This is a genomic window from Paenibacillus sp. UNC496MF, assembly GCF_900113915.1.
GTDB classification, from domain to species: domain Bacteria; phylum Bacillota; class Bacilli; order Paenibacillales; family Paenibacillaceae; genus Paenibacillus_Z; species Paenibacillus_Z artemisiicola.
In genome coordinates, this window is sequence record NZ_FORE01000027.1 from 1 (window position 1) to 24,215 (window position 24,215).

The 24,215-nt window shown below is 58.2% G+C and carries 21 protein-coding genes, 10 tRNA genes and 2 rRNA genes; all 33 read left to right on the top strand.

Annotated features, from left to right (window positions below):
• Window positions 1-160, top strand: a 23S ribosomal RNA gene (locus BMZ79_RS33010); the annotation flags it as partial.
• Between the two features lie 82 nt (window positions 161-242).
• Window positions 243-318, top strand: a tRNA-Asn gene (locus tag BMZ79_RS33015).
• A gap of 5 nt (window positions 319-323) precedes the next feature.
• Window positions 324-399, top strand: a tRNA-Thr gene (locus tag BMZ79_RS33020).
• 9 nt (window positions 400-408) lie between these two features.
• Window positions 409-483: transfer RNA gene (locus BMZ79_RS33025), tRNA-Glu, on the top strand.
• A 13-nt stretch (window positions 484-496) separates the two neighbouring features.
• Window positions 497-572: transfer RNA gene (locus tag BMZ79_RS33030), tRNA-Val, on the top strand.
• 10 nt (window positions 573-582) lie between these two features.
• Window positions 583-657: transfer RNA gene (locus BMZ79_RS33035), tRNA-Gln, on the top strand.
• A 6-nt stretch (window positions 658-663) separates the two neighbouring features.
• Window positions 664-739, top strand: a tRNA-Lys gene (locus BMZ79_RS33040).
• Between the two features lie 414 nt (window positions 740-1,153).
• Window positions 1,154-1,990, top strand: a complete 837-nt coding sequence (locus tag BMZ79_RS33045; protein ID WP_090649417.1) for an ABC transporter ATP-binding protein — start codon at window positions 1,154-1,156, stop codon at window positions 1,988-1,990.
• Window positions 1,991-2,147: 157 nt separating this feature from the next.
• Window positions 2,148-2,222 (top strand) — tRNA-Gly (locus BMZ79_RS33050).
• A gap of 3 nt (window positions 2,223-2,225) precedes the next feature.
• A tRNA-Arg gene (locus tag BMZ79_RS33055) sits at window positions 2,226-2,302 on the top strand.
• 24 nt (window positions 2,303-2,326) lie between these two features.
• Window positions 2,327-2,403 (top strand) — tRNA-Pro (locus BMZ79_RS33060).
• 7 nt (window positions 2,404-2,410) lie between these two features.
• Window positions 2,411-2,484 (top strand) — tRNA-Gly (locus BMZ79_RS33065).
• A 344-nt stretch (window positions 2,485-2,828) separates the two neighbouring features.
• The gene (gene ppc / locus BMZ79_RS33070) at window positions 2,829-5,618 is read left to right on the top strand and encodes a phosphoenolpyruvate carboxylase (protein ID WP_371263838.1); all 2,790 of its coding nucleotides are present in this window, start codon (window positions 2,829-2,831) and stop codon (window positions 5,616-5,618) included.
• 649 nt (window positions 5,619-6,267) lie between these two features.
• A complete protein-coding gene (gene sigW, locus BMZ79_RS33075) occupies window positions 6,268-6,834 on the top strand; it encodes an RNA polymerase sigma factor SigW (protein ID WP_090649423.1) in 567 nt (188 codons plus the stop codon).
• 127 nt (window positions 6,835-6,961) lie between these two features.
• Complete coding sequence (locus BMZ79_RS33080; protein ID WP_090649426.1) at window positions 6,962-7,591, top strand: zf-HC2 domain-containing protein; 630 nt, start codon at window positions 6,962-6,964, stop codon at window positions 7,589-7,591.
• 136 nt (window positions 7,592-7,727) lie between these two features.
• Window positions 7,728-8,567, top strand: coding sequence for a diadenylate cyclase CdaA (gene cdaA, locus BMZ79_RS33085; protein WP_090649429.1), 840 nt, complete (start codon window positions 7,728-7,730; stop codon window positions 8,565-8,567).
• Complete coding sequence (locus BMZ79_RS33090) at window positions 8,560-10,044, top strand: CdaR family protein (RefSeq protein WP_090649432.1); 1,485 nt, start codon at window positions 8,560-8,562, stop codon at window positions 10,042-10,044. Before cdaA ends, BMZ79_RS33090 begins: the two co-directional genes overlap by 8 nt.
• A gap of 21 nt (window positions 10,045-10,065) precedes the next feature.
• Entirely contained in the window at window positions 10,066-11,412 is a 1,347-nt protein-coding gene (gene glmM, locus BMZ79_RS33095) for a phosphoglucosamine mutase (protein ID WP_090649435.1), read from the top strand.
• A gap of 774 nt (window positions 11,413-12,186) precedes the next feature.
• Window positions 12,187-14,019: a glutamine--fructose-6-phosphate transaminase (isomerizing) gene (gene glmS, locus BMZ79_RS33100; protein WP_090649438.1), complete on the top strand. Its 1,833-nt coding sequence runs from the start codon at window positions 12,187-12,189 to the stop codon at window positions 14,017-14,019.
• A gap of 229 nt (window positions 14,020-14,248) precedes the next feature.
• Window positions 14,249-15,229, top strand: coding sequence for an aldo/keto reductase (locus BMZ79_RS33105; protein ID WP_090649441.1), 981 nt, complete (start codon window positions 14,249-14,251; stop codon window positions 15,227-15,229).
• Between the two features lie 53 nt (window positions 15,230-15,282).
• Complete coding sequence (locus BMZ79_RS33110; RefSeq protein WP_090649467.1) at window positions 15,283-15,687, top strand: MerR family transcriptional regulator; 405 nt, start codon at window positions 15,283-15,285, stop codon at window positions 15,685-15,687.
• Window positions 15,688-16,042: 355 nt separating this feature from the next.
• Window positions 16,043-17,503 carry a DHA2 family efflux MFS transporter permease subunit gene (locus tag BMZ79_RS33115; RefSeq protein WP_177222470.1) on the top strand — a complete coding sequence of 487 codons (1,461 nt, stop codon included), beginning with the start codon at window positions 16,043-16,045 and terminating at the stop codon, window positions 17,501-17,503.
• 495 nt (window positions 17,504-17,998) lie between these two features.
• On the top strand, window positions 17,999-18,541 hold the full coding sequence (locus BMZ79_RS33120) for a hypothetical protein (protein ID WP_090649447.1): 543 nt from the start codon (window positions 17,999-18,001) through the stop codon (window positions 18,539-18,541).
• Between the two features lie 130 nt (window positions 18,542-18,671).
• On the top strand, window positions 18,672-19,217 hold the full coding sequence (locus BMZ79_RS33125) for a TQO small subunit DoxD (protein ID WP_090649450.1): 546 nt from the start codon (window positions 18,672-18,674) through the stop codon (window positions 19,215-19,217).
• 31 nt (window positions 19,218-19,248) lie between these two features.
• Window positions 19,249-19,680: a universal stress protein gene (locus tag BMZ79_RS33130; protein ID WP_177222471.1), complete on the top strand. Its 432-nt coding sequence runs from the start codon at window positions 19,249-19,251 to the stop codon at window positions 19,678-19,680.
• Between the two features lie 95 nt (window positions 19,681-19,775).
• Window positions 19,776-20,111 (top strand): hypothetical protein, encoded by a 336-nt coding sequence (locus BMZ79_RS33135; protein WP_090649456.1) that lies wholly within the window; start codon window positions 19,776-19,778, stop codon window positions 20,109-20,111.
• Between the two features lie 8 nt (window positions 20,112-20,119).
• Window positions 20,120-20,323, top strand: a complete 204-nt coding sequence (locus BMZ79_RS33140; RefSeq protein ID WP_143089199.1) for a hypothetical protein — start codon at window positions 20,120-20,122, stop codon at window positions 20,321-20,323.
• 69 nt (window positions 20,324-20,392) lie between these two features.
• Window positions 20,393-20,548 (top strand): hypothetical protein, encoded by a 156-nt coding sequence (locus BMZ79_RS34625; RefSeq protein ID WP_177222472.1) that lies wholly within the window; start codon window positions 20,393-20,395, stop codon window positions 20,546-20,548.
• Between the two features lie 238 nt (window positions 20,549-20,786).
• On the top strand, window positions 20,787-21,503 hold the full coding sequence (locus tag BMZ79_RS33145; protein ID WP_256253313.1) for a Crp/Fnr family transcriptional regulator: 717 nt from the start codon (window positions 20,787-20,789) through the stop codon (window positions 21,501-21,503).
• A gap of 206 nt (window positions 21,504-21,709) precedes the next feature.
• Window positions 21,710-22,045, top strand: a complete 336-nt coding sequence (locus BMZ79_RS33150; RefSeq protein WP_256253314.1) for a hypothetical protein — start codon at window positions 21,710-21,712, stop codon at window positions 22,043-22,045.
• A gap of 35 nt (window positions 22,046-22,080) precedes the next feature.
• A complete protein-coding gene (locus BMZ79_RS33155; RefSeq protein WP_090649464.1) occupies window positions 22,081-22,734 on the top strand; it encodes a response regulator in 654 nt (217 codons plus the stop codon).
• Entirely contained in the window at window positions 22,727-23,845 is a 1,119-nt protein-coding gene (locus BMZ79_RS33160) for a PAS domain-containing sensor histidine kinase (RefSeq protein ID WP_371263839.1), read from the top strand. Before BMZ79_RS33155 ends, BMZ79_RS33160 begins: the two co-directional genes overlap by 8 nt.
• Window positions 23,846-24,152: 307 nt before the next feature.
• Window positions 24,153-24,215: ribosomal RNA gene (locus tag BMZ79_RS33165) — 16S ribosomal RNA — on the top strand; the annotation flags it as partial.

Sequence of the window (24,215 nt, forward strand, 5' to 3'; positions counted from 1 at the left end):
ACGGGATAAGCGCTGAAAGCATCTAAGCGTGAAGCCCCCCTCAAGATGAGATTTCCCAATTTAGTAAGACCCCTTGAAGACGACGAGGTAGATAGGTTCGAGGTGGAAGCGCAGCAATGCGTGGAGCTGACGAATACTAATCGGTCGAGGGCTTATCCAAGGTACATCGCTTCAGCTAAGCAAGACCTTCGCAAAGGTTCGTATCCAGTTTTCAGGGTGGCAAGTTCACCTTTACATATCGTTCCCTGATAGCTCAGTTGGTAGAGCACTCGACTGTTAATCGAGTTGTCACAGGTTCGAGTCCTGTTCGGGGAGCCATTCATGCTCTCATAGCTCAGTAGGTAGAGTGCATCCATGGTAAGGATGAGGTCACCGGTTCGATCCCGGTTGAGAGCTCCATTTTCATAAGGCCCGTTGGTCAAGGGGTTAAGACACCTCCCTTTCACGGAGGTAACAGGGGTTCGAATCCCCTACGGGTCACCATCTCTCTCAACTTGGAGGCTTAGCTCAGCTGGGAGAGCATCTGCCTTACAAGCAGAGGGTCGGGGGTTCGATCCCCTCAGCCTCCACCATCTTCAAGATTGGGGATTAGCCAAGCGGTAAGGCAACGGACTTTGACTCCGTCATGCCTAGGTTCGAATCCTAGATCCCCAGCCATTGCATGAGCCATTAGCTCAGTTGGTAGAGCACCTGACTTTTAATCAGGGTGTCGTAGGTTCGAGTCCTACATGGCTCACCATTTTCTTGATTCGAAAATGGAACTTACATATATATTGATAACCGCACGGATTCAAGGAATCGATATTACATGAAATTAAGGACCCTTTATCTAAAGGGTTTTTTTGTGCATAACTTTGTGGATAAACGTTTTAAAAAGCCCGAAAGCCTTGTGCTGACTGAATGGAATTACCCACAGGACGATGTGTTACTTATATAGAAATGCAACTGTTCGTGGCAATTCTACGGGTATATTCGGATTGAGATCAAGGCTGATTATTCACACTGTTGATGGATTTACGTTTCATAACTATATTTCTGTGCATAAGCGGGGGAAATGCTTGACGCGCCCACTGAGAATGGTTATCATTAAACTTGAAGTATTTCTGAGAACGGTTATCAATTTGGTGGATAAAGCGGCAAGGGGTGGATACGCATGAACGCCATGCATACGAAGAGCCTGAATATCGGTTACGAAGAACGATTGATCGTCGAAGACTTGAACATAACGATCCCGAAGGGGAAAATCACGGCGCTCGTCGGAGGTAATGGCTCCGGTAAATCCACGATTTTGAAAACGCTGGCGAGGCTTATGACCCCTTCGGCGGGCTCGGTCATGCTGGACGGGAAATCGATTCATAAACAATCGACGAAAGAGGTCGCGAAGCAGCTGGCGATTCTTCCGCAGACCCCGACCGCTCCGGACGGATTGACGGTTTCGGAGCTGGTTTCTTACGGACGTTTCCCATATCAGCGCGGTTTCGGCTCTTTGACGAAAGAAGACCGTTCCGTTATCCACTGGGCGGTCGAGAGCACCGGCTTGGTGGAATTTAAGGACCGGCCGATCGATCGTCTCTCCGGTGGCCAGAGGCAGCGCGCTTGGATCGCGATGGCGCTTGCGCAGCAAACCGACTTGCTGTTTCTCGACGAGCCGACGACTTATTTGGATATGGCGCATCAGCTTGAGGTTCTTGAACTGCTTCAAGAGCTCAACGCAACCGCAGGCCGAACGATCGTAATGGTCGTTCACGATTTAAACCATGCTTCCCGCTACGCGCAGCATATGGTTGCCATTAAGAATGGGCAAGTCGTTAGCGTGGGATCGCCTCAAACCGTCATGAAAAAGGATGTGCTTCGCGAAGTATTCGGCATCGAGACCGATATCATCCCGGATCCGCGCACGGGCGTACCGCTCTGCTTCCCGTTTGCTTTGGCGGACGGCAACCCGCAAGCTTACGAAAAGCCCGTCCTGGAGCCGGTAAAGGTCAGCTAAACGCGAAGTCGTAAAAACGCCTATCCCACAGGGACGTAAGCAGAGCACTTCACGAAAAAAAAGTTTTTCTTTTTCTTTGTTGGGGGTTGCATTCTGCTTATGCCCATGATATATTATTAAATGTCGCGCTTGAGATATGGCGAGTGACATAAGAATTGCGGAAGTGGCTCAGCGGTAGAGCATCGCCTTGCCAAGGCGAGGGTCGCGGGTTCGATTCCCGTCTTCCGCTCCATACGTGCCCTTAGCTCAGCTGGATAGAGCATTTGACTACGAATCAAAAGGTCGGGAGTTCGAATCTCTCAGGGCACGCCATTTCTTCATTTATGCGATACATAACGGGACGTAGCTCAGCTTGGTAGAGCACCTGGTTTGGGACCAGGGGGTCGCATGTTCGAATCGTGTCGTCCCGACCATTCAATCGCGGGTGTAGTTCAATGGTAGAACTTTAGCCTTCCAAGCTAATAGCGTGGGTTCGATTCCCATCACCCGCTCCATAAAAAAACCATTAAAGCCTTGGATTCCAAGGCTTTTTGTTATATCCGCGGAGCCATTCCTTTCCACCGGTGAAAAAGCTTCAACCGTTTCTTGATTTGTAGTATGATGATTAGAGTTAAAAACCGTTGTAGCTGGTTAATTTGGCTTATGATGAGGATTGCTGCAGGTAAACCCTGATTATATGCCGTTAAAATATGCATGTTAAGCGCCGTTTTGCATCAAAAACCGAAAATTATGCTTTAGGAAGGGTTTTGCTCTGCTGACCAACGACGAAGCTTAAGATGTGGTTTCGCACTGCAAACCTTAAGGAGGATTTCGAATGTCGGAACAGGCTGGTACAACAATGACTACAAACCGACCGCAAGCAAACAATTTGCTTCGCCGCGACGTGCGTTTCCTGGGCAACATTCTCGGAGACGTGCTGGTCCACCAAGGGGGCCATGAACTGCTGGAGACGGTCGAGAAAATCCGCGAGATGAGCAAAACGCTGCGCGCGGAATTCTTGCCGGAGCTGGACGAGGCATTCAAGCAGGTCATCGATGCGCTTACTCCTGCTACCCGCCATCAAGTCATTCGCGCGTTTGCGATCTATTTCCAACTCGTGAACATTGCCGAACAGAACCATCGAATTCGCCGCAAGCGCGATTACGAGCGGTCGTCCGGCGAGAAGGTCCAACCGGGTTCCATCGAGAGCGCCATTCAAGTGCTGAAGGACCGGGACTTGTCGATCGACAGCGTGAAAGAAATCATCTCGGATATTTCTTTGGAGCTGGTCATGACCGCGCATCCGACGGAAGCGACGCGACGCGACGTGTTGGACATTCATCAACGCATCGCCGCGGAAATGATGGAGCTCGACGACCCAACGCTGACGTTCCGCGAACGCGAGAAGCTGCGCGAGAAGCTGCTGAACGAAGTGCTGACCTTGTGGCAGACCGATGAGCTCCGCGACCGCAAGCCTACGGTTATCGACGAAGTGCGCAACGGCATGTATTACTTCGACGAAACGCTGTTCGAGGTGCTTCCGAACGTATATGAAGAGCTCGAGCGCTGTTTGGACAAGTATTATCCGTCGGGCGAAAGCTGGCATGTTCCGACCTACCTCCGTTTCGGCTCCTGGATCGGCGGCGACCGCGACGGCAACCCGTCCGTTAAAGCCAAGATTACGTGGGAAACGTTGAAGCTGCAGCGCGGCCTCGCACTGAAGAAATACGAGGAGCTGCTCAAGGACGTCATGGGACAGCTGAGCTTCAGCACCAACATCGTCGAGATTTCGGACGAGCTGACCGAATCGATCCGTAAGGATCGCGAGCAAGTCGGCGAGCTGCGGTGCATCGAAATTTGGCGCAACGAGAAAGAGCCTTACCGCATCAAACTCGGCTACATGCTCGAGAAGCTGGCCAACGCACTGAACGATTCGTTGAAAGGTTCGACGAAGCGCTACAACAGCGCCGAAGAATTGAAGCAGGATCTGCTGGTCATTGACCGTAGCCTGCGTCACCACTTTGCCGATTATGTCGCCGATACGCATATTCGCAAGCTGATTCGCCAAGTCGAGCTGTTTGGCTTCCATCTTGCGACATTGGACGTCCGGCAGCACAGCAAAGAACATGAGAATGCCATGAGCGAAGTGCTGGCCAATATGAACATCGTTTCGGACTATGCTTCGCTCTCCGAAGACGAGAAAATCGAATTGCTGCATACGCTGCTTAACGATCCGCGTCCGCTGACGTCGCCGCACTTCGCCTACTCCGAAGGCACGCGCGAATGTCTGGACGTCTACCATACGATTTACCGTGCGCAGGCCGAATTCGGCGAAAACTGCATCTCCAGCTACCTGATCAGCATGACGCAGGGCGCAAGTGATATGTTGGAAGTCATGGTGTTCGCCAAAGAAGTCGGCTTGTTCCGCAAAGAAGCGAACGGCAACGTGACGTGTACGCTGCAAGCGGTGCCGCTGTTCGAAACGATCGATGACTTGCACGCGGCGCCGGGCATCATGGAGCGCTTGTTCGCGCTGCCGGTGTATCGTCAAGCCGTCGAAGCTCGCGGCAACCAGCACGAAATCATGCTCGGCTACTCCGATTCCAATAAAGACGGCGGCGTTGTCACGGCGAACTGGGAGCTTCGCGTCGCGTTGAACGCGATCACGAGCTCGGCGAAGAAATACGGCGTGAAGCTGAAATTCTTTCATGGCCGCGGAGGCGCGCTCGGACGGGGCGGCATGCCGCTCAACCGCAGCATCTTGGCCCAACCGCCGCACACGGTGGGCGGCGGCATCAAAATCACCGAGCAGGGCGAAGTGCTGTCTTCCCGTTACTCGTTGAAAGGGATTGCCTACCGCAGCCTGGAGCAGGCGACATGGGCGCTTGTGACCGCATCTCGACTGGCGAAATACCCCGAGCAGGAAGAAACGGCTACGGCAGAGTGGGAAGAAATTGCGCGCGGCATTTCCGAGACGGCGCTGACGAAGTACCAGGATCTGATTTTCCGCGATCCGGACTTCATGACGTTCTTCAAAGAATCGACGCCGCTACCGGAAGTCGGCGAGCTGAATATCGGTTCGCGTCCGTCGAAGCGCAAGGGCAGCGACCGTTTCGAAGACCTTCGCGCGATTCCGTGGGTGTTCGCATGGACGCAAAGCCGTTACCTGCTGCCGGCTTGGTACGCCGCGGGTACGGCGCTGCAGGACTATGTGAGGGACGACGCGAAGCGGTTGGAGACGCTCCGTACCATGTACGAGAGGTTCCCGTTCTTCACGTCGCTGATCGACAACCTGCAAATGGCGCTTGCCAAAGCGGACCTGCAGATCGCGAAGGAATACGCGGGCATGATCGCGGACAAGACGATTCGCGACCGCATCTTCACGCAAATTACGGAAGAGTATGCACGAACGTCCGCGTGCATCTTGCAAATCACGGGGCAAGAGGAAATCTTGGATAACGTACCGGTCATCCAGGAGTCCATCCGCTTACGCAATCCGTACGTGGATCCGCTGAGCTACATGCAGGTACAGCTGCTGAAGGAGCTTCGCGAAAGCCGCGCCAAGGGCGAAGAAGACGACCGCGAGCTGCTCCGCGAAGTGCTGCTCACGATCAACGGCATCGCGGCGGGGCTGAGAAACACGGGTTGATAAGCTGATTGGTTTGAGCGCCCGTCAGGGCGCTCAGCATTCAGCAAAAAGGGCTGATTGGTTTGAGCGCCCGTCAGGGTTGCTCAGCATTCAGCAAGGGAGCCGAGACGGCAAAGGGGTCCAGTGAGCGAATGCTTGATCAACGTTCGCGGCGACTTTCGCAGCTAATCGTATAATTGACGAATGGATGGGTGTCCGCTAAGGGCACCCGTTTTTTCATTTATCCACAAGTGGACAAGGTTGGATCAAGCGAGACAATTTCGAAGCAAGCTGTGAACATTCAGCAATGACAAGGCCTTCAGAGATCAGGAACGAGTAAAGGTTGGCTTGTTACCCATGCGTGCGAGATATGTATCCACAATCGTTCAACAATCTGTGGGGGAAATGTGGATATCACTGTGGATAATTTGCGCGTTTGAATAACTTTAGTCTGCTAGGCATTTTATACGCGCTGTGAATAAAGGTTAACATCGTGTACAGGTTAGGCCGTCAATCCGCAGCCGCATGAATGGTTAATTAAGCGAATCGAACGATCGGAATGATTTCTTTTCATTCCCAATTCAACCGGCATTCATTGCCTACGCGCCCTTATTAACGGTATAATCATGAAGTCGCGTAATTACATACCGGCGGGTTTGGAGGAGTAGCGTTGATATCAGTCGAGGCAAGATTAGCAAGGTTGGCTCTTCAGGGCGATCAGCGGGCTTTTGCCGAAATCGTGGAGCTGTACCAGGACAAGCTTTACCATATGGCTTACCGTATGCTATATAACCGCCAAGAAGCGGAGGATGTCGTGCAGGACGTGTTTCTGCGCGTATATAAAAATTTGGAACGCTACGACGCGTCGATGAAATTTTCCACGTGGATTTACCGGATCGCGACCAATCTGTGCATCGATCGGCTGCGCAAGCGCAAACCAGTGTACTCGCTGGACGCGGAATCGAGCGAGCACGAAGGGCTGGACGGCTATGCGATGATACCGAGCGACGATCGGACGCCGGAGACGGAGCTGCTGCTATCGGACACGCAGCGCATCATTCACCAGGCGATCGCGACTTTGCCGGCGAAATACAAGTCGGTCATGGTGCTTCGCTACCTCGAGGACATGTCGCTGCAAGAAATCGGAGACGTGCTGGAGATGCCCGTCACGACCGTGAAAACCCGGGTGCACCGCGGACGGGAGTTCCTCCGAAAGAAACTGGAGCATAAGCTGTAGGCGGCGGCCCGCTTGGGCGCCTCCAAGATTTGGGCACGCGCGGATTTCGCAAAAAAGTGAAACATTCGCCTGAATTATACGTATCGAGTACTACTGTGAAATTACAACGAAGAAAGGACTGGCTGCTATGAATTGCAACGTCGCCGTCATGCTGATGCATGATTATTTGGACGACGAGCTGCCCCATGACGATCTCGCAGGGCTCAAAGCTCATCTGGATTCCTGCCCGTCTTGCCGCGCCCGTATGGAACAGTTGGAACGAACGGAAGCGCTCGCGCACAGGATGATGGACACGCATTTCGTCATTTCAGCCGAGCAATCCTCACAGTTGACGCAGCGCATCATGGACGCGTTGCCGGCGAAACGCCGGAGACCCGCTTCGGGGTTTACCCGCTGGGTCCGGAACCATCCCGCCGTTTCGGTGGCCGCCGTGTTCGTGCTCGTGATGTTCTCCAGCTTCTTGGCGATGTGGCAGCAGGATAGCCAACTGGCCGTGCGCGGCCCCGATTTGGCGGAAGTCGTCATTAATGGCGATACCGTCACCGTGCCCGCAGGGGCGCATGTCAACGGGGATCTGACGGTCGAAAACGGGAAAGCAAACGTGCTCGGCGAGGTAGACGGGGACGTTACGGTGATCTCGGGTTCGCTGTACGAGGCCTCGACCGCGCATATTTCCGGAGAAGTGAAACAGATTGACCAGGCGCTGGACTGGTTTTGGTACAAAGTGACGACCTCCATCAGCAGTTTGGCCTATTGACGTTCTGCCTCCCGGACACGGGAGGTTTTTTTGTGAACGTTAGAGGATTTGCAACCCCGTTTCTAGAAAATAATAAGGTTATCATTCCGAATTCAGGATGAATGTGTCCGCACATGTGGTCTTTGGGGGTTGACGGATGAATTACTTTGCCGACATGACATGGACGACCGCGATCAAGGACATCATCGATGTGTCCATCGTGAGTTATATCATTTATAAACTGATCCTGCTGGTACGCGGTACGAAGGCCGTGCAGCTGTTCAAAGGCATCATCGTGCTCGTGGTCACGTGGGCGCTCAGTACGTGGTTCGACTTGTATACGCTGAAATGGCTGATGAACCAAATGTTTACGCTCGGGGTGTTCGCGGTGCTCGTCATCTTCCAGCCGGAGCTGCGCCGCGCGCTCGAACAGCTGGGGCGGGGCAAACTGTTCAGCCGTACGAACGTTATGGATCCCGACATCGGGGATCGGATCAACGCGATCATCAAGGCGCTGAATTATATGGCCAAACGGAAGATCGGCGCGCTGATCGTGTTCGAGCGGACGACGGGCCTGCAGGATTACACGGAGTCGGGGATTCGAATGGAATCGCACGTGAGCTCCGAGCTGCTCATCAATATTTTCATCCCGAACACGCCGCTGCACGACGGCGCGGTCATTATCGGGGGCAGCCACATCAAGGCGGCGGGCTGTTATTTGCCGCTCTCCGAAAACCCGTTCATCAGCAAGGAGCTGGGCACGCGCCACCGGGCGGCGATCGGCATCACCGAAGTGTCCGATGCGGTCTCGGTCATCGTGTCGGAGGAAACAGGCCAGATCTCGCTGGCGGTCGGCGGCATGATCGTTCGCGACATAAAAGAAGAATCGCTCATCTCGAAGCTGTACGAGGAGTTGAATCCGAAGCCGAAGATGCGCGAGCGCCAAGGCATGAAGATCCCTTTCTGGAAACGGAAAGGAGGCGATCCGCATGGATAAATGGCTCAACCACCCGACGGCGCTCAAAATCATCTCGCTCGTGATCGGCATCCTGATGTGGGCGGTCGTTCATTTCGATTCCGAGAAAACGCCGAATACCGTCGCGACGCTGACGGAGACGCGCGACATCGACGGCGTGCAGATCAAACCCGTCGGCATGGACGACAAAAATTACGCGCTGCGGCTGCTGGATCCCGAAGGCGTGCATTTGACGGTCCGCGGCTCGCGTTCCGATCTGCTGCTCGCGTCGCATAACAGCGACTACGAGGTGACGGTCGATTTAAGTCAAGCCACCGAAGGCCGCATGGTGCTGCCGGTCAAGGTTCATTTGCCCCGCGGGCTCGAACTGATCGACGCGCAGCCGAGCAGCGTCACCGTCGTGCTGGAACGGCTGCTGACGAAGGAGTTCGAAGTACAGATCAATGCCGAAGGCACGCCCGGTAAGGGCTACAAGATCGGCACGCCGCTCGTGAAGCCGAACGGTCGCGTGCACGTGACGCTGCCGGCCGACGAGATGGACGAGGTGGCGTTCGTCGGAGGGACGGTGTCCGTCGACGGCGAGGAAGAGACGGTCAACGACAAGAAGATGAAGCTTGTCGCGCTCGACAAGGACGGCAACGAGCTGCCGGACGCGGTCATGAATCCGAGCGTCGTCGAGGTGGAAATTCCGATCACGAAACCGTTCAAGAAGCTGCCGTTGCAGGTGAACTTCACGGGAAATCTGCCGGAAGGGCTCGCGATGTCGACGTTCAAGCAGAGCGTCGATGCCGTCACGATCTACGGACCGCAGGATGTCATTGACAAGTACGAGTTCTACGATGCCCTGACGATCGACTTGTCGCAATTGAAACAATCGGGTACGATGGAGCTCGACGTCAAACCGGGCAAAGACGTCGCGAGCGTCGATCCGGCGAAGGTGACGTTCGAGTATACGATCGTGACCGCGCAAACCAAGCTGATCCCGAAGCTGCCGGTCACCATTATCGGGTTGTCGGACGGGCTGAAGGCCAAGGTGACGCTGCCGGAGACCGAGAGCGTCGATGCAACGATTGCGGGCGCTCCGAATATGCTGGCACAGGTAGGCGCAAAGGATGTGCAGTTGGTCGCGGATTTGAGCGGACTCGGACCGGGCAGCCACGTCGTGCCGCTGGATATGCACGTGCCGCGATTTATCGGTCAGGCCGGAGCGCCGCTTAGCGTCACCGTGACGATCACGGACGGCACGGTTGCGCCGCCGGGCGGCGCGCAAACGGACGGCAGCACGCCGGCCTCCGGGCAGCCCGCGACCGATACGGGCACGGAGGCGAACGCGGATCCGTCCGCTGGCCCGGGAAACGCCGCGTCCGGCGGCGCGAACGATACGGGGAAGGACGCGCCGGCCGATACGCCGCCGCCCGATAGCAACGCCGGCGACGGTACGGGGAACGCGGCGCAAGAGGTAACGCCGGACGAGAAACCGGCAAACGGAAATCCATAAGCAAAAGGGGAACTTATACACATGGGAAAATATTTTGGAACTGACGGAGTCCGCGGTGTCGCCAACCGGGAGTTGACCCCGGAGCTTGCTTATAAAATCGGCCGTTGCGGCGGTTATGTATTGGCCGGCCAGGCCGAAAAGCCGAAGGTCGTCATCGGCCTCGATACGCGGATTTCGGGCCCGATGCTGGAGGCGTCGCTGATCGCGGGGCTGCTCTCCATCGGCGCGAGCGTCGTGCGCCTCGGCGTCGTGTCGACGCCGGCGGTGGCGTATTTGACGCGCGTCCTGGGAGCCGATGCGGGCGTCATGATCTCGGCATCGCATAATCCGGTCGAAGACAACGGCATTAAATTCTTCGGCGGCGACGGCTTCAAGCTGTCGGACGAGACGGAGAACGAAATCGAGCGCTTGATGGACGCGGAAACGGACGAACTGCCGCGGCCGGAAGGCGGCGACATCGGAACGGTGACGGTCGACGAGACGGCGAAGCGGGTGTTCATGGATTTCTTGAAGACGACGGTGACGCATTCGTTCGCCGGCCTCAAGATCGTGCTCGACTGCGCGAACGGTTCGGCGCACAGCATCGCGCCGACGGTCTTCCGCGAGCTCGGCGCCGAGGTCATCACGGTCGGCGCGGAGCCGAACGGCTTGAACATCAACGACGGCGTCGGCTCGACACACCCGGAACATCTGCGCGAAGAGGTGCTAAAGCACGGGGCGGATCTCGGCCTGTCCTTCGACGGCGACGCGGACCGGCTGATCGCGATCGACGAGAACGGCGACGAGGTCGACGGCGACTTTATCCTGTGCATCTGCGGCGAGGCCATGAAGCGGGCCGGCAAGCTGAAGCACGACACGGTCGTGACGACGGTCATGAGCAACATCGGCTTCTTCAAGGCGGCGAAAAAGCTTGGTCTGAACACGGCGCAGACGGCGGTCGGGGACCGTTACGTCATGGAGGAAATGCGGCGCGGCGGCTATAACCTGGGCGGCGAACAGTCGGGGCATGTCATTTTCCTCGATTACAACACGACGGGCGACGGCATCCTGACGGCGCTGCAGCTAACCGATACGCTCGTGGCCGCCGGCAAAAAGCTGGGCGAGCTGAAGACGCTGATGCGCAAATTCCCACAGGTGCTGGTCAACGTGCGCGTCGCGGACAAAACCGCCTATAAGAGCAATCCGGGCATTGCCGCGGCCATTGCCGAGGTGGAAACGGAGCTGGGCGACAACGGCCGCGTGCTGGTGCGTCCGTCCGGTACGGAGTCGCTGATCCGCGTCATGGCCGAAGGGCCGGAGAAGGAGCAGGTCGAAGCGTACGTCGCGCGTATCGTGGACACGGTTCGCAAGGAATTGGGCGCGGTATAACCGGCCTGCCGATGGGGCAATCCTAGAGGTGCGAACGCCGCACCCGGGGTTGCTTTTTTGGTAGCGACGGGACGGTTGCAATCATTCCCATGCCGCGCGGCGCCGCGTTTTGTAAACGTTTACCCAAAGATTGGGTTGCACCTTTACCGCAAAATGCATATAGTAAGTAGTGACATTCCAGCAGGAAAGCGAGGATCGAGGTTATCGGAAATTAAGCGCCAGAGCTTGCGCGCGTAGTACGGCTGCTGCGCGGGTCCTTACGGAAGGGACCGCGCGGATCAAGCATCGGCCGAAGGAGCGGCAAGCTGACGAGGTGGAGGTGTTCGGAATGTTCGGCGGGGACCTCCCGGTATCGCATTCGACCGTAAGCCGATTCTCAAATAGTCGGGGTGACCGGACTGACAAAAGATCGGCAGGATGCTCTAAGCGAAGGTATTGAAGCGACAACGGCAACGGAGGCCGTCTGTGCGCGAACGTACATGTGCAGCAAGTCGGCAGGAAAGGACGACAGCCCGCAGCGCTGTTTGTTTTCTGCTGTGCATTTATCGGAAATGTCGATGCGACCGACGGTGATTCTCCCGAAGGCGGAAACCGATCGTATCTCGACCCGCAGCCGTGGTTTTTTCGCAAGCGGTCTGCGTTTAATTTCTTATTGTCAAAATATCTTTGCGGGGACGATGCCGGCGAATAGGGCGGCTTTGCGCCGCCATGCTTTGACAGGTATTCAAAGGCATCCGTTCGAGCGGGAACTATCGATAACGGAGGTCTATTCATATGTGTGGAATCGTAGGATACATCGGAAAACGGGATTCGCAGGATATTTTGATCGAGGGCTTGAAGAAGCTGGAGTATCGCGGCTATGACTCCGCGGGCATCGCCGTCTTCACGAAGAACGGCCTGGAAGTGCGCAAGTCGATCGGCCGTCTGGCGAACCTGGAGGAAAAGCTGGGCGGGCAGCCGCTCGCGGGCTCGGTCGGCATCGGGCATACGCGCTGGGCGACGCACGGCAAGCCCTCGGACGTGAACTCCCATCCGCATACCGACAACTCGCATAAGTTTTCCGTCGTGCATAACGGCATTATCGAGAACTACCTCGACTTGAAGGAAGAACTAATCGCCAAAGGCTGCAAGTTCGTATCGGAGACGGACACGGAAGTCATTTCTCACCTGGTGGCGGACGAATACGACGGCGACATCGTGAAAGCCGTGCAGCGCGCGGTGAAACGGATGCGCGGCGCGTTCGCGCTGGGCGTTCTGACGGAGTTCGAACCGGACCGTCTCGTCGCTGTACGGTTTGCGAGCCCGCTCGTCATCGGCGTCGGGAAGGGCGAAAACTTCATCGGTTCCGACATCCCGGCCATTCTGGAGCACACGCGCGACGTGTATATCCTGAACGACGGCGAGATGGCGATTTTGACGCAAAACGGCGTCGAATTGATGACGATTGACGGCGAATTTATTTCCAAGGAAATATTCCATGTCGACTGGGACTTGGAAACGGCGGAAAAAGCGGGATTCGATCATTTCATGCTGAAGGAAATTTTCGAACAGCCGAAAGCCTACCGCAACACGATGATGGGACGCATCTCCGATGACGGACGTTCCGTCGAGTTGAAGGAGATCGGCCTGACGGCCGAACAAATCCGCGGTATCCGCAAGGTGCACATCGTCGCTTGCGGCACGGCGTTCCATGCCGGGCTCGTCGGCAAAACGGTCATCGAGGACCTCGCCCGCATCCCGGTCGAGACGGACGTGGCGTCCGAGTACCGGTACCGTTCGCCGATCATCACGCCGGCTACGCTCGTGATCGTCGTCAGCCAATCCGGCGAGACGGCGGATACGCTCGCTGCATTGCGCGAAGCGAAGCGCCACGGCGCGCGCGTCCTGGCGATCACCAACGTGGTCGGCAGCTCGGTCGCCCGCGAAGCGGACGACGTCATCATTACGCAGGCGGGCCCGGAGATCGCCGTCGCTTCGACCAAGGCGTACACCTCCCAGCTGATCGCGTTCTATCTGCTGGGTCTGTACCTGGCGCAGAACGTCGGAACGCGCGACGAGGCTTACGTGACCGATGTGCTGACGGCGATGAACGAACTGCCGGAGCAGGTGGAGCGCATCCTGGACAGCGCGGACGTGCTGAAGCAAATCGCGGAATCCGTCGCGAAGCATAACAACCTGTTCTTCATCGGACGCGGCGTCGACTTCGCGGTGGCGCAAGAAGGCTCGCTGAAGCTGAAGGAGATCTCGTACATCCACTCCGAAGCATACCCGGCCGGGGAGCTGAAGCACGGCACGCTGGCGCTGATCGAAGAAGACATTCCGGTCATCGCGGTCATCACGCAGGAAGACCTGTACGAGAAGACGCTGAGCAACATCAAGGAAGTGAAAGCCCGCGGCGCGCACGTGCTCGCGCTCGTGAACGCCGGGCATGAAGAAGAGGTCGGCAAATCCGTCGACGAGCTCTTCTCCATCCCGAAGACGCTGCCGATTCTGGCGCCGGCGCTGTCCGTCGTGCCGCTGCAGCTGATCGCGTACTATGCTTCGCTCGCGCGCGGCAACGACGTGGATAAACCGCGGAATTTGGCGAAAAGCGTAACGGTGGAGTAGGTTAATGATTCGCGGCATGAAGGAATATGCCCGTTAGCTTATAAAGCGCAGCATCACATAGCATCGCATATAGAAACTTGAAAGGGCCGTCCTATTGATGAGGACGGTTTGTTTTTTGTCTTTTTGTGCCCCGGCTTTTTCTTTTTGCCGGTTGTTGACTTGGAGTTAGCTCCAAGAGGTACACTCTTTGATGGAAAGCGGCTAACAGCGCAAAGGAGTGGATCGTTCGATGAGATATGTGAAATTGGGTCATACCGGTCTGGACGTATCGCGGATTTGTTTGGGGTGCATGGGCTTCGGCGATTCGTCGCGATGGACGCATCCGTGGGTGCGGGACGAGGAGCAGAGCCGGCTGGTGATCAAGAAGGCGCTGGAGCTCGGCATCAATTTCTTCGATACCGCCAACGTGTACTCGGCGGGGACAAGCGAGGAATATCTCGGTCGCGCGCTGAAGGATTACGCGAATCGGGACGAAGTGGTCATCGCGACCAAGGTGCACTTCCGGATGCATGAAGGTCCGAACGGAGCCGGGCTTTCCCGCAAGGCGATTCTGAGCGAAATCGACAAGAGTCTGAAGCGTTTGGGTACCGATTACGTGGATTTGTACCAGATTCACCGCTGGGATTACCACACGCCGATCGAAGAAACGATGGAGGCGCTGCATGACGTGGTGAAAGCCGGCAAAGTTCGTTACATCGGCGCTTCCGCCATGTACGCGTGGCAGTTTCTAAAGGCGCTGCACGTGGCGGAGACGCACGGCTGGACCCGATTCGTCTCGATGCAAAACCATCTGAATCTGATTTACCGCGAAGAAGAACGGGAAATGCTGCCGCTGTGCAAGGCGGAGAAGATCGGCGTCATTCCGTACAGTCCGCTCGCTTCCGGCCGGTTGACGCGCGATCGGTCGGACACGACGCACCGTTCCGAAACCGACCAGGTGCAGAAGTCGAAATACGACGCGTTCGCCGAAGCGGATCGCGCGATCGTGGAACGGGTCGCGGCGATCGCGGAGCAGCGCGGCGTCTCCCGCGCGCAGGTCGCGCTTGCCTGGCTGCTGCAAAAGCAGCCGGTCGCCGCGCCGATCATCGGCGCCACGAAAGAAGCCCAGCTCGAAGTCGCGGTCTCCGCGCTGGAGGTCAAGCTCGCGCCGGACGAGGTCGCGTCGCTGGAGGAGCCGTATGTGCCCCATGCCGTGGTAGGCGCGCTGTAAGGACAGGCGGATCGTGGCAACTGGAAATAGAAAAGAGGTGCCCCCATATGGCGATGAGCATTGCGGAAGTAAGCGAGCGGTTCGGCCTGTCGCAGGATACGCTGCGTTATTATGAGCGCATCGGGCTGATGCCTCCCGTGAACCGGAACAAAAGCGGTATCCGCGCGTATACGGAGGAAGACGTAAAGTGGGTCGATTTTATCAAATGCATGCGCCAAAGCGCGGGACTTCCGGTCGAGGCGCTCACCGAGTACGTGACGCTGTTTCAACAAGGCGACGACACGCTCGAGACACGGAAAGAGCTGCTTATGGAGCAGCGCGACCGGCTTGCGGCCAAAATCGAAGACATGACGGGCACGCTGCTTCGCCTCGACGATAAAATCGTGCGCTACGAACAAACCATCGTCAGGAAAGAAAGAACGTTAAGAACGCCGGCTGATGGAAAGCCGGATAAATGACGGATCGGGGAGACGGCTCCCCGGTCCGTTTTTTTTTGATGCGGTCCGTTTGGACGCAGGGCTGCTGCCGGTTCGCGGAAGCGGCTTTGGATCGCCGCGCCGGGTCGCCATCGCGTCACGGCGAGCGAATCGTTGCGAAAGTGTCAATGATTACATGGCCTGTCCTGTCCATCGGTCCGCCATTCTCTGGTATACTGGAATCATCAGTCGCTCGTCCTCCGGAGGAGCCGCTTCGTCCGTCCTTAAGATTCACGGGGGCCGACCGCGGCTTATTGTCATGAGGACGATCGGCAGCCGACGCGGAACGCGCTTACGTTCATTGGAAAACAGGATTGCCGACAAGGAGGTTGAAAGGATGTCGCAGCTCTCGCATCTGTGGGACTACTCGCCCCCCGAGCGGATCACGAGCCGGAGCGGGTATCATTGGCTGGTCGTGTCGACGGTGTGCATCGGGGCCTTCATGGCGGCGCTCGACGCCAGCATCATCAACTTGGCGCTGCCGTCGCTGATGCGCCAATTCGGCATCGGCATGGCGAAGGCGGAATGGATCAGCCTGGTCTACTTGCTAACCTTATCGTCCCTCGTCATTCCGTTCGGCAGATTGGCCGACATGTTCGGCCGCCGCTGGATGTACGCCACGGGATTTTTCGTGTTTCTCGTCAGCTCCGTCGCCTGCGGCGTGGCTCCGGGCTTCGCCGGATTGTTGGTCGCGCGGATCTTCCAAGCGATCGGGGCGGCGATGCTTCAAGCTAACAGCGTCTCGATCATCACGGCGGCGACGCCCGCGGCGCACCGGGGCAAGGCGATCGGGATTCAGGCGAGCGCGCAGGGAATCGGGCTCAGCCTTGGGCCGGTGATCGGCGGCGCGCTGCTGTCGCTGGGCGATTGGCGCTGGCTCTTCTACGTGAACGTGCCGATCGGCATCGCGGGCACGATTTTGGCCGTGCTGCTGCTTCCGCGGGATACGGGCAGGCGGAAGGAAAGCTTCGATTACTGGGGACTCGTCTTTCTGCTGCCGGCGCTCATCATGATGGTGTACGTGCTGAACAGCGGCTTGGCGCAGGGCTGGACATCCCCGTTCATTCTGCTTTGCGTCTTCACGGCGATGCTCGCGCTGGCGTCCTTCGTTCGCGAAGAGCAGCGGTCGTACGCGCCGTTAATGGATTTGTCGTTGTTTCGAGACAAGATATTCCGCTACGGCAATCTGACGAGCTTTCTGTCGTTCACGGTCATGTACGGAGTGCTGCTGCTCAGTCCGTTCCTGATGGAAACGGGGTTCCGGCTGGACGCGGTTACCGCGGGCTTGTACTTGTCGCTGGTTCCGATCGGCATGACGATCTGCACGCCGATTTCCGGGTACCTGGCCGACCGGTTCGGCGTCCGGGTTCCCGCGATCGGCGGAACGGCGCTGCTGCTGCTCGGAAGCGGGCTGCTCGCGGTCATTCACGGCGGCGGCGAAACCGCGTTATTGCTGCTCGGCTTGTGGTTGACGGGCTGCGGCATGGGCATGTTTACGCCGCCGAACAACAGCCAGGTCATGGGCAACGTGCCGGCCGATCGTCTCGGGGTCGCCGGCGCGACGCTCAACATGAGCCGCACGATGGGCATGGGGATGGGCATTACGCTGAGCGGCATGCTGTACCAGTCGGCGCTCCGTATCCTGCCGGCGAGCCAGGAGCCGGTCAACTTCTATGCGTTCCAAGCGTCGTACGGATTGATCGGGCTATTAAGCGCGGTTACGCTGGCGATTTGGCTCATCCGCCGAAACGCCAGAGAGAAATACAGCAGCGAAGCGTACATCGAGTACCATATTTAGCCGGCGAATTCCCCGGTATAACAAAAACAGACATGTCCATCCGGACATGTCTCTTTTGCGGGTATGCCCGGCTACCGCGGCTGCAGCACGGAGCCTGGACCTGCGCGTTCTGCCGATTCGCCATTATCCGCCCGTGCGGGGAACGGGCATCCTCTACCGTTCGGACAAATACCTCAGCCAACGCATCGGGAACGTTTATCGAATACGCGGAGGAGCAGCTCTAGGACAAGTGAGGGCGCCGTGCCCGTCTCCGGCCGGCGATGGCCGGGAGGTTCAGTTCGTGCCGCCCCATTCGCTTGTTCGCATCGTAAATAAGCGGCAGAGCGCTGCCGCCGCGTTCATGTAGGATCCCCTTTGGCTCGAGACTTATGACGTTCCGTTGGCCGCAAGTTTGGAAGGGGTATTTTTTCAGAAAAAATGTGATTTATTTCACATACAATGTCGCGTTGCTCGTCTAGAATGAAAACATGGGATCCGGAGAGGAGCGAAACAACGATGATCGATGCCGATGTCGTACAGACGGGACGCATGCTTTCGATGGGGAAGGCGGAGGAATTGCCGCAAGCATTTGACGATTGGGAGCGCGGCTACCGGGAGCTGGCCGCGAGGCGGAGCGAATTGATGCGGCTATCTCGAGATTTCCTGGACGGGGGCCGGGAGGACGAAAGCGGACAGCTGCGGGAGCTGCAGCGGCAGGCCGCGGATTTTTTGCAGCTGGCGGAGACGCATATCGGCTTGGAGATCCGATTCGTACCGGAGCTCGAGGCATACCTGGGGCCGGAAGAAACGGCGCCGTCCGTTCATTTCGCATCCTTGGTTTTGAACGAGCTGTACCTGGCGGCCAAGGCGCATGTGCTCGCATTCCTTCGTCAGGTTGATGCCGCTCGGATCCCCGTTTCGGCACGATGCGCGCGGACGATGGCCGGGTCGCTGCGGGAAGGGCTGCTCCTGGCGGGCGAATACCTGGAGGCGGAGCGCCGGCTGTTCTTGCCGTCCGCCGAGCGGCTGGCCGCGGACCTGGAGTCGTGGTACGCCTAGCGGGGACGCGAACGGACGAGCAAGCGGAAATAGGCTCCAAACTGTGAGAAAACTCACATCGGCGGTACGCGAAATCAAGCATACTAAAGGTGTTCCGAATAACCGGAGCACCGAAAGGAGATGACCGGTCATGGTCATGAAATGGTGGAAGAACAACGCGTGGGCGGCGGCATTGGCGACGCTGGTCCGGCTCTATGTCGGGTGGCAGTGGTTCGATGCCGGCTGGCATAAACTGACGGGCGGCTTCGACGCGGCGGGTTTCTTGAAAGGCGCGGCCGAGAACCCGGTCGCCGATCACGCGACGAACGCGGCCGTGTATCCGACGTATACCGACTTCATCGCGCATGTCGCCCTGCCGAACGTGAAGCTCATTAACGTCCTGATTCCGCTCGGGGAGACGCTGATCGGAATCGGGCTCATGCTGGGGGGACTCACGCTGGCGGCCGCGTTCTTTGGCCTGATGCTGAACTTCATGTTCCTCTTCGCCGGCACGGTAAGCACGAATCCGTGGATGCTGCTGCTGGGGTTCGTCGTCTTCACGGCGGGGACGAACGCCGGACGGTTCGGCCTTGATCGTTATCTGCTGCCGCTGATCGGCAAAGGCTGGCGGACAGCAAGACGGCTGAAACATCGCGGGGAGAAAAACGGCGTCAACGGACACGTGCTGCCTCACTGAGGCGGCGCTTCATTCGCAAGGAGGGATGACCATGCTGTATCGGCATATTCTGGCCGCGTACGACGGATCCGAACCGTCGGAACGCGCGCTGCGGCAGGCGATCGGCCTGATCGGGGAAGGAGCGGGAACGAAGCTGAGCGTCGTGCACGCGGTCTCGGCCGCGCCGCGTCAGGTCGGAGGCGTGGCGGTTGCGCCGCCGGACGCTTACTTCAAGTGGCTGGATGAACAGAACGCGGCGATCGAGCGCCGCATGAACGAGGCGGCAGGCGCGCTGCCGTTCGGGGAAGCCGTCGTGCTGCACGGGGATCCGGCGCATGAGATCGCGGCGTACGCCCGCGAGTATCGCGTCGATCTGATCGTCATGGGGAGCCGGGGACTCGGCAAGATCCGGGAAATGATGTTCGGCAGCGTCAGTCATCATGTCGTCTGCCACACCTCCGTGCCCGTATTGATCGTCAAATAACGAAGGACAGGAAGAACCGGCCGATCGGGACGCCGATCGGCCGGCCGGCAGCGACGGAGGTGAAACCATGACCGGAAAAATACGGGACGGCGGCGATGCTCGAACCGTTCGATTCGGCGCGGCACAGCGCGTACGCGGCGCTTGCGCTTCGTTTGACGGCCGGGCACGAGCACTTGAGCCGGCAGATCGAAGCGCTATGCGCGCTCGGCATCCGGGCGGCTTCGGAAGCGGATCCGGACGAGGCGCTCGCGCTATTGCCGCGCTTGCGGGAAGAGTCGACCGGATTCACCCGCGTTCTGGCGGCGCACGTCCGCCGGGCGGAAAACGAGCTTCCGCCGGCGCTTGCCCGGTATTACAAGCGGGCACCCGGCAATCCGCCGGTGCCCGGATGGAGACCGGAGCGGAACGGGAACTCGGTTTGCACGATGTGACCGCCTTCATGGAGCATAGCGGAGTCCTGCTCGAACCCGTGCTTCGGCTGTCCGTTGAACGAGGCGGCAAGCCGGAGGAGACGCTTAAGTTCGCGGCGGATCAGCTGACGCAAGGCTGCTACATTTTGAAGGAGCTGCTTCACATGGAGAAGGAGCTGCTTTTTCCGCCGATCGACGCGATTTTGACGGAGATGGATTATTTGTTTTCTTAGCCTCGGGGGCGTCGACGGAAGAGTGAAGCGCGTTTCGGAGGCAGAAGCGTCGGAAGGAGGCGAAGCGGCGTGATTACGTGCAAGGAATGCAGCAAAACGAATCCGGACGGCAGCGGAGAAGCCGGAACGAGCTGGATCTGCGAGGACTGCAGAGTCGATGCGAAGGAACAGGCCCGGGAACGGGAGCCCGGCGATTCCGCGGACGTCGGCGGTCACGGAGAGTAACGGGGCGCGACGCGCCTCGGAATGGAACCGGATCGCGCGCGATGAGCGTCTCCGCTGGTTCGCCGGAATCCCGTTGATTGCCTCCCTCGCCCTGGACCTCGAGCCTCGGGTCGTTACCGAGTTTTCCCTGCATTCGTAAGGGACTCGACGCGCGAAAGATCGGGGCATCCCCCGATGGTCGCCTTTCAGAGCGGCAGGTTATGATAGACCTAACAGCCGAGCGGAAGGGGAACGGATCATGGAGACGGGGACTGCGGCAGGATACGGGGAGAACGCGATTCCGGCGTTGTCGGAGGGGAGCTTGGCGCTTCTTGCGGGAGCGATGCAGGTCAGGCATGTCGGGAAAGGCGGCAGTGTATTTCGGGAAGGCGACAGGGCGGAAGAACTGTTTTACGTCATGCGGGGGAAAATCCGAACCGTCAAGTCGTCCGACAGCGGCCGGACGCTGACGCTTTATTTGCATCGGGAAGGCGATTTGCTCGGCCAGCTGGATCCGTTCCCGGATACGGTTCACGGTTTCGCCGCGGAAGCCGTCGAGGACGCGAAGGTCGGCGTCATCCGGCGCGCGGAGCTCGAAGCGAGGCTGCGGCGGCACGGCGATCTGGCGATCGAGCTCGTGCGCTGGATGGGCTTGATGCAGCGTCTCACGCAGACGAAGCTTCGCGATTTGATCATGTTCGGGAAATCCGGCGCGCTTTGCTCCTTGTTGATTCGGCTCGGCAATACCTGCGGGGTAGACAAGAAGGGCGGGTTGTTCCTCGACGTCAAGCTCAGCCATGCCGAAATGGCGGATATGATCGGGGCGACGCGCGAAAGCGTGAACCGGATGCTCGGCGATCTGAAGAAAGCGGGCGCCATCGATACCCAGGAGGGTTGCATTATCATTAAGGACGTGGCCTACCTGCGGGCCGTCTGCCACTGCGAAAACTGCCCGAAAGCGGTATGCCGCATGTAATCGGCCGCGGAAGCTTTGGGCGGCAGGAGCAAGGAGCATCTTTCGGCCGGTGAAAGGCACCGGTCATCCATTTATACAAGGGAGGAGGCGGCGCATTGAAGCTTTCGACGACGGATGCGCGCGTTACCCGGGAACTCGCCTGGCTATGCTTCCGAAGCGGAAGCGACTTTGCCGCCTTGGCACTGCCGGAGGAGGGACGTCGCGGCATGAAATGGGCGCTTATCGCCGGCGGCAGGGGGAGCCGGCTCGAGCTGATGCGGATCATGCCCGGAGTCGGCCTCGGCGGCATGGCGCTGCGGCATGGCGCGGTCTGCCGGGCGAACGCGGCCGACAACGCCGAATGGCTGGCCGCGTGTCCGGTCATGCTGGCGGAGAAGCTGCTTTCGGGCGTCGCCTTCCCGGTATTCGACGGAAGCGGCGCTCCGGCGGGCGTTATGCTTTTCGGCAGGCGGCACGGCCTTCCCTACGCTGAAGCGGACGCGGGGTGGATCGCGCCGCTGATTCCCCGTTTTATTGAAATGGTCGGCGACGGCGCGTTATGATGAAAGGGAATTCACCAGAAGCGGGGGTTAGGCCGATGATTACGATCGTCATCGTGGACGATCACGCCATGGTTCGTTCCGGCTTGCGGATGCTGCTGAGCAGCAAGGGAGGCATCGAGGTCGTCGCGGAGGCAGCCGACGGCGACGAGGGCATCAGGTCCGCCCTCGAGCATCGGCCGGGCGTCGTGCTCATGGATCTCAGCATGCCGCACGGCAAGGACGGCCTTACGGCGGCGGCGGAGCTGAAGCGCGCATGGCCGGAAGCGGCGATTTTGATCCTCACGATGCATGACGACGACGAGTATTTGTTTCGGGCGATCCATGCGGGAGCGGCCGGTTACGTGCTGAAGAGCGCTCCGCAGGAGGAATTGCTCGCCGCCATCCGCACGGTCGCGAAGGGGGACGCCTACCTGTATCCGACGGCAACGAAACGGCTCATGCACGAATACGCGGAACGGATGAAGCGCGGCGAAAGCGCGGATGTGTTCGGTACGCTGACGGAACGGGAGAAGGAAGTGCTCGTCCTGACGGCCAAAGGGTACGCCAACAAAGAAATCGCCGAGCGGCTGGTCATCAGCGTCAAGACCGTCGAGACCCACAAGAGCAACGTCATGGATAAGCTCGGGCTCAAATCCCGTCCGGAGCTGATCAAATACGCGGCGAAGAAGGGGCTGCTGCAATTTGAATAACGAGCCGAATCCCCCGGGAACGAGCCTGATCGCCGAGCATGTCGGCCATCTGATGAAGCAATTGGACGCGCGGATCGGCGACGAACGGTTTCGCGACGACGTGAAGCAGTCGTTGAAGCAGCTCGCGGACGTGAAGTTCGCGCTGGACGAATCGTCGATCGTCGCCATGACCGACGCCAGAGGAAAGATTCAGTACGTGAACGATAAATTCTGCGAAATTTCCAAGTACGAGCGCGAAGAGCTTCTGGGGCAAGATCATCGCATCATCAATTCCGGTTATCACGGCAAGGCGTTCATGGCGCAACTGTGGAAGACCATCGCGTCGGGCAGGGTCTGGGCGGGCGAGATCAAGAACCGCGCCAAGGACGGAAGCGTTTATTGGGTGAATACGACGATCGTGCCGTTTCTCGGCGACGACGGCATGCCCTATCAATACTTGGCCATCCGCAACGAGGTGACCCTGCTGAAGAGGGTCGAGGAAGAGCTGCAGGAGACGCTGTCCAAGATGATGACGATTCAAGAGGACGAACGGCGGAAATTTTCACGCGAACTCCACGACGGTATCGGCCAAAGCTTGTTTTCGCTGCTTATTCAGTTGGACCGCGTCATATCGGCGCCGGGGCGGGAGACGGACGATCTTCGGTTCATTCGCGGCCAGGTGGCGGGCATCATCGAAGAGGTTCGGGGCTTGGCCTGGGAGCTGCGGCCGTCCGTGCTCGACGATTTAGGCATCGTGCCTGCCATTCGGACGTATATCGACCACTTTACCGCTCATTACGGCATTCAAGTGGCGTTCGACTGCAATTTGAACCGACGGCTCGGCATCCAGACGGAAACCGTGATTTATCGCGTTATTCAAGAGGCGTTGACCAACAGCGCCAAATACGCCGACGCGGCGGAGGCCGAGGTGTCCTTGATCGCGAACGGGACGGAGATCGTGGCGCGCATCTCGGATCGGGGGATCGGCTTCGATCCGACCGCCAGCGTCAAAGGCGTCGGCAGGTTCAGCATGGCCGAACGGGCCAGAACCGTCGGAGGGACGCTGCGCGTGGATACGGCGCCGAACCGGGGAACGGTGGTCACGCTCGTCGTACCGTGGGCACAGGAGTAGATCTTGTCATTTTATCTGTAAAATTTTACAACTTGCAACATGATTCGACGGTATGGTATATTCTAATTCCGGCCGGGACGAACGAGAAACGGCACGGTGATCGAAAACGAAACAAGCCCGAAATTAAGGCTTGCCAAACGGTTTCGAGATATGATATATTCTAATTCCGGTCATGAGCCGGACGATGGATGTAACAACTTTGTTCCTTGAAAACTGAACAATGAGCGACCTGTCAAAAGGTTTGAACAAGCAAGTCAGCGATGAGCTAACAAGCCATCCTGAAACTGATCGGTTTCGGCCGATCGCTTTTATGGAGAGTTTGATCCTGGCTCAGGACGAACGCTGGCGGCGTGCCTAATACATGCAAGTC

Bases quoted from the DNA above. Each gene is read 5' to 3' on its own strand.
- BMZ79_RS33130 (WP_177222471.1), top strand. From the start codon at position 19,249: ATGCTGTATCGGCATATTCTGGCCGCGTACGACGGATCCGAACCGTCG.
- BMZ79_RS33110 (WP_090649467.1), top strand. From the start codon at position 15,283: ATGAGCATTGCGGAAGTAAGCGAGCGGTTCGGCCTGTCGCAGGATACG.
- BMZ79_RS33135 (WP_090649456.1), top strand. From the start codon at position 19,776: ATGCTCGAACCGTTCGATTCGGCGCGGCACAGCGCGTACGCGGCGCTT.
- BMZ79_RS33045 (WP_090649417.1), top strand. From the start codon at position 1,154: ATGAACGCCATGCATACGAAGAGCCTGAATATCGGTTACGAAGAACGA.
- BMZ79_RS33140 (WP_143089199.1), top strand. From the start codon at position 20,120: ATGGAGCATAGCGGAGTCCTGCTCGAACCCGTGCTTCGGCTGTCCGTT.
- BMZ79_RS33115 (WP_177222470.1), top strand. From the start codon at position 16,043: ATGTCGCAGCTCTCGCATCTGTGGGACTACTCGCCCCCCGAGCGGATC.
- glmS (WP_090649438.1), top strand. From the start codon at position 12,187: ATGTGTGGAATCGTAGGATACATCGGAAAACGGGATTCGCAGGATATT.
- BMZ79_RS33105 (WP_090649441.1), top strand. From the start codon at position 14,249: ATGAGATATGTGAAATTGGGTCATACCGGTCTGGACGTATCGCGGATT.
- BMZ79_RS33090 (WP_090649432.1), top strand. From the start codon at position 8,560: ATGGATAAATGGCTCAACCACCCGACGGCGCTCAAAATCATCTCGCTC.
- BMZ79_RS33120 (WP_090649447.1), top strand. From the start codon at position 17,999: ATGATCGATGCCGATGTCGTACAGACGGGACGCATGCTTTCGATGGGG.
- BMZ79_RS33155 (WP_090649464.1), top strand. From the start codon at position 22,081: ATGATTACGATCGTCATCGTGGACGATCACGCCATGGTTCGTTCCGGC.
- cdaA (WP_090649429.1), top strand. From the start codon at position 7,728: ATGAATTACTTTGCCGACATGACATGGACGACCGCGATCAAGGACATC.
- BMZ79_RS33080 (WP_090649426.1), top strand. From the start codon at position 6,962: ATGAATTGCAACGTCGCCGTCATGCTGATGCATGATTATTTGGACGAC.
- BMZ79_RS33150 (WP_256253314.1), top strand. From the start codon at position 21,710: ATGAAATGGGCGCTTATCGCCGGCGGCAGGGGGAGCCGGCTCGAGCTG.
- BMZ79_RS33125 (WP_090649450.1), top strand. From the start codon at position 18,672: ATGGTCATGAAATGGTGGAAGAACAACGCGTGGGCGGCGGCATTGGCG.
- BMZ79_RS33145 (WP_256253313.1), top strand. From the start codon at position 20,787: ATGGAGACGGGGACTGCGGCAGGATACGGGGAGAACGCGATTCCGGCG.
- ppc (WP_371263838.1), top strand. From the start codon at position 2,829: ATGACTACAAACCGACCGCAAGCAAACAATTTGCTTCGCCGCGACGTG.
- glmM (WP_090649435.1), top strand. From the start codon at position 10,066: ATGGGAAAATATTTTGGAACTGACGGAGTCCGCGGTGTCGCCAACCGG.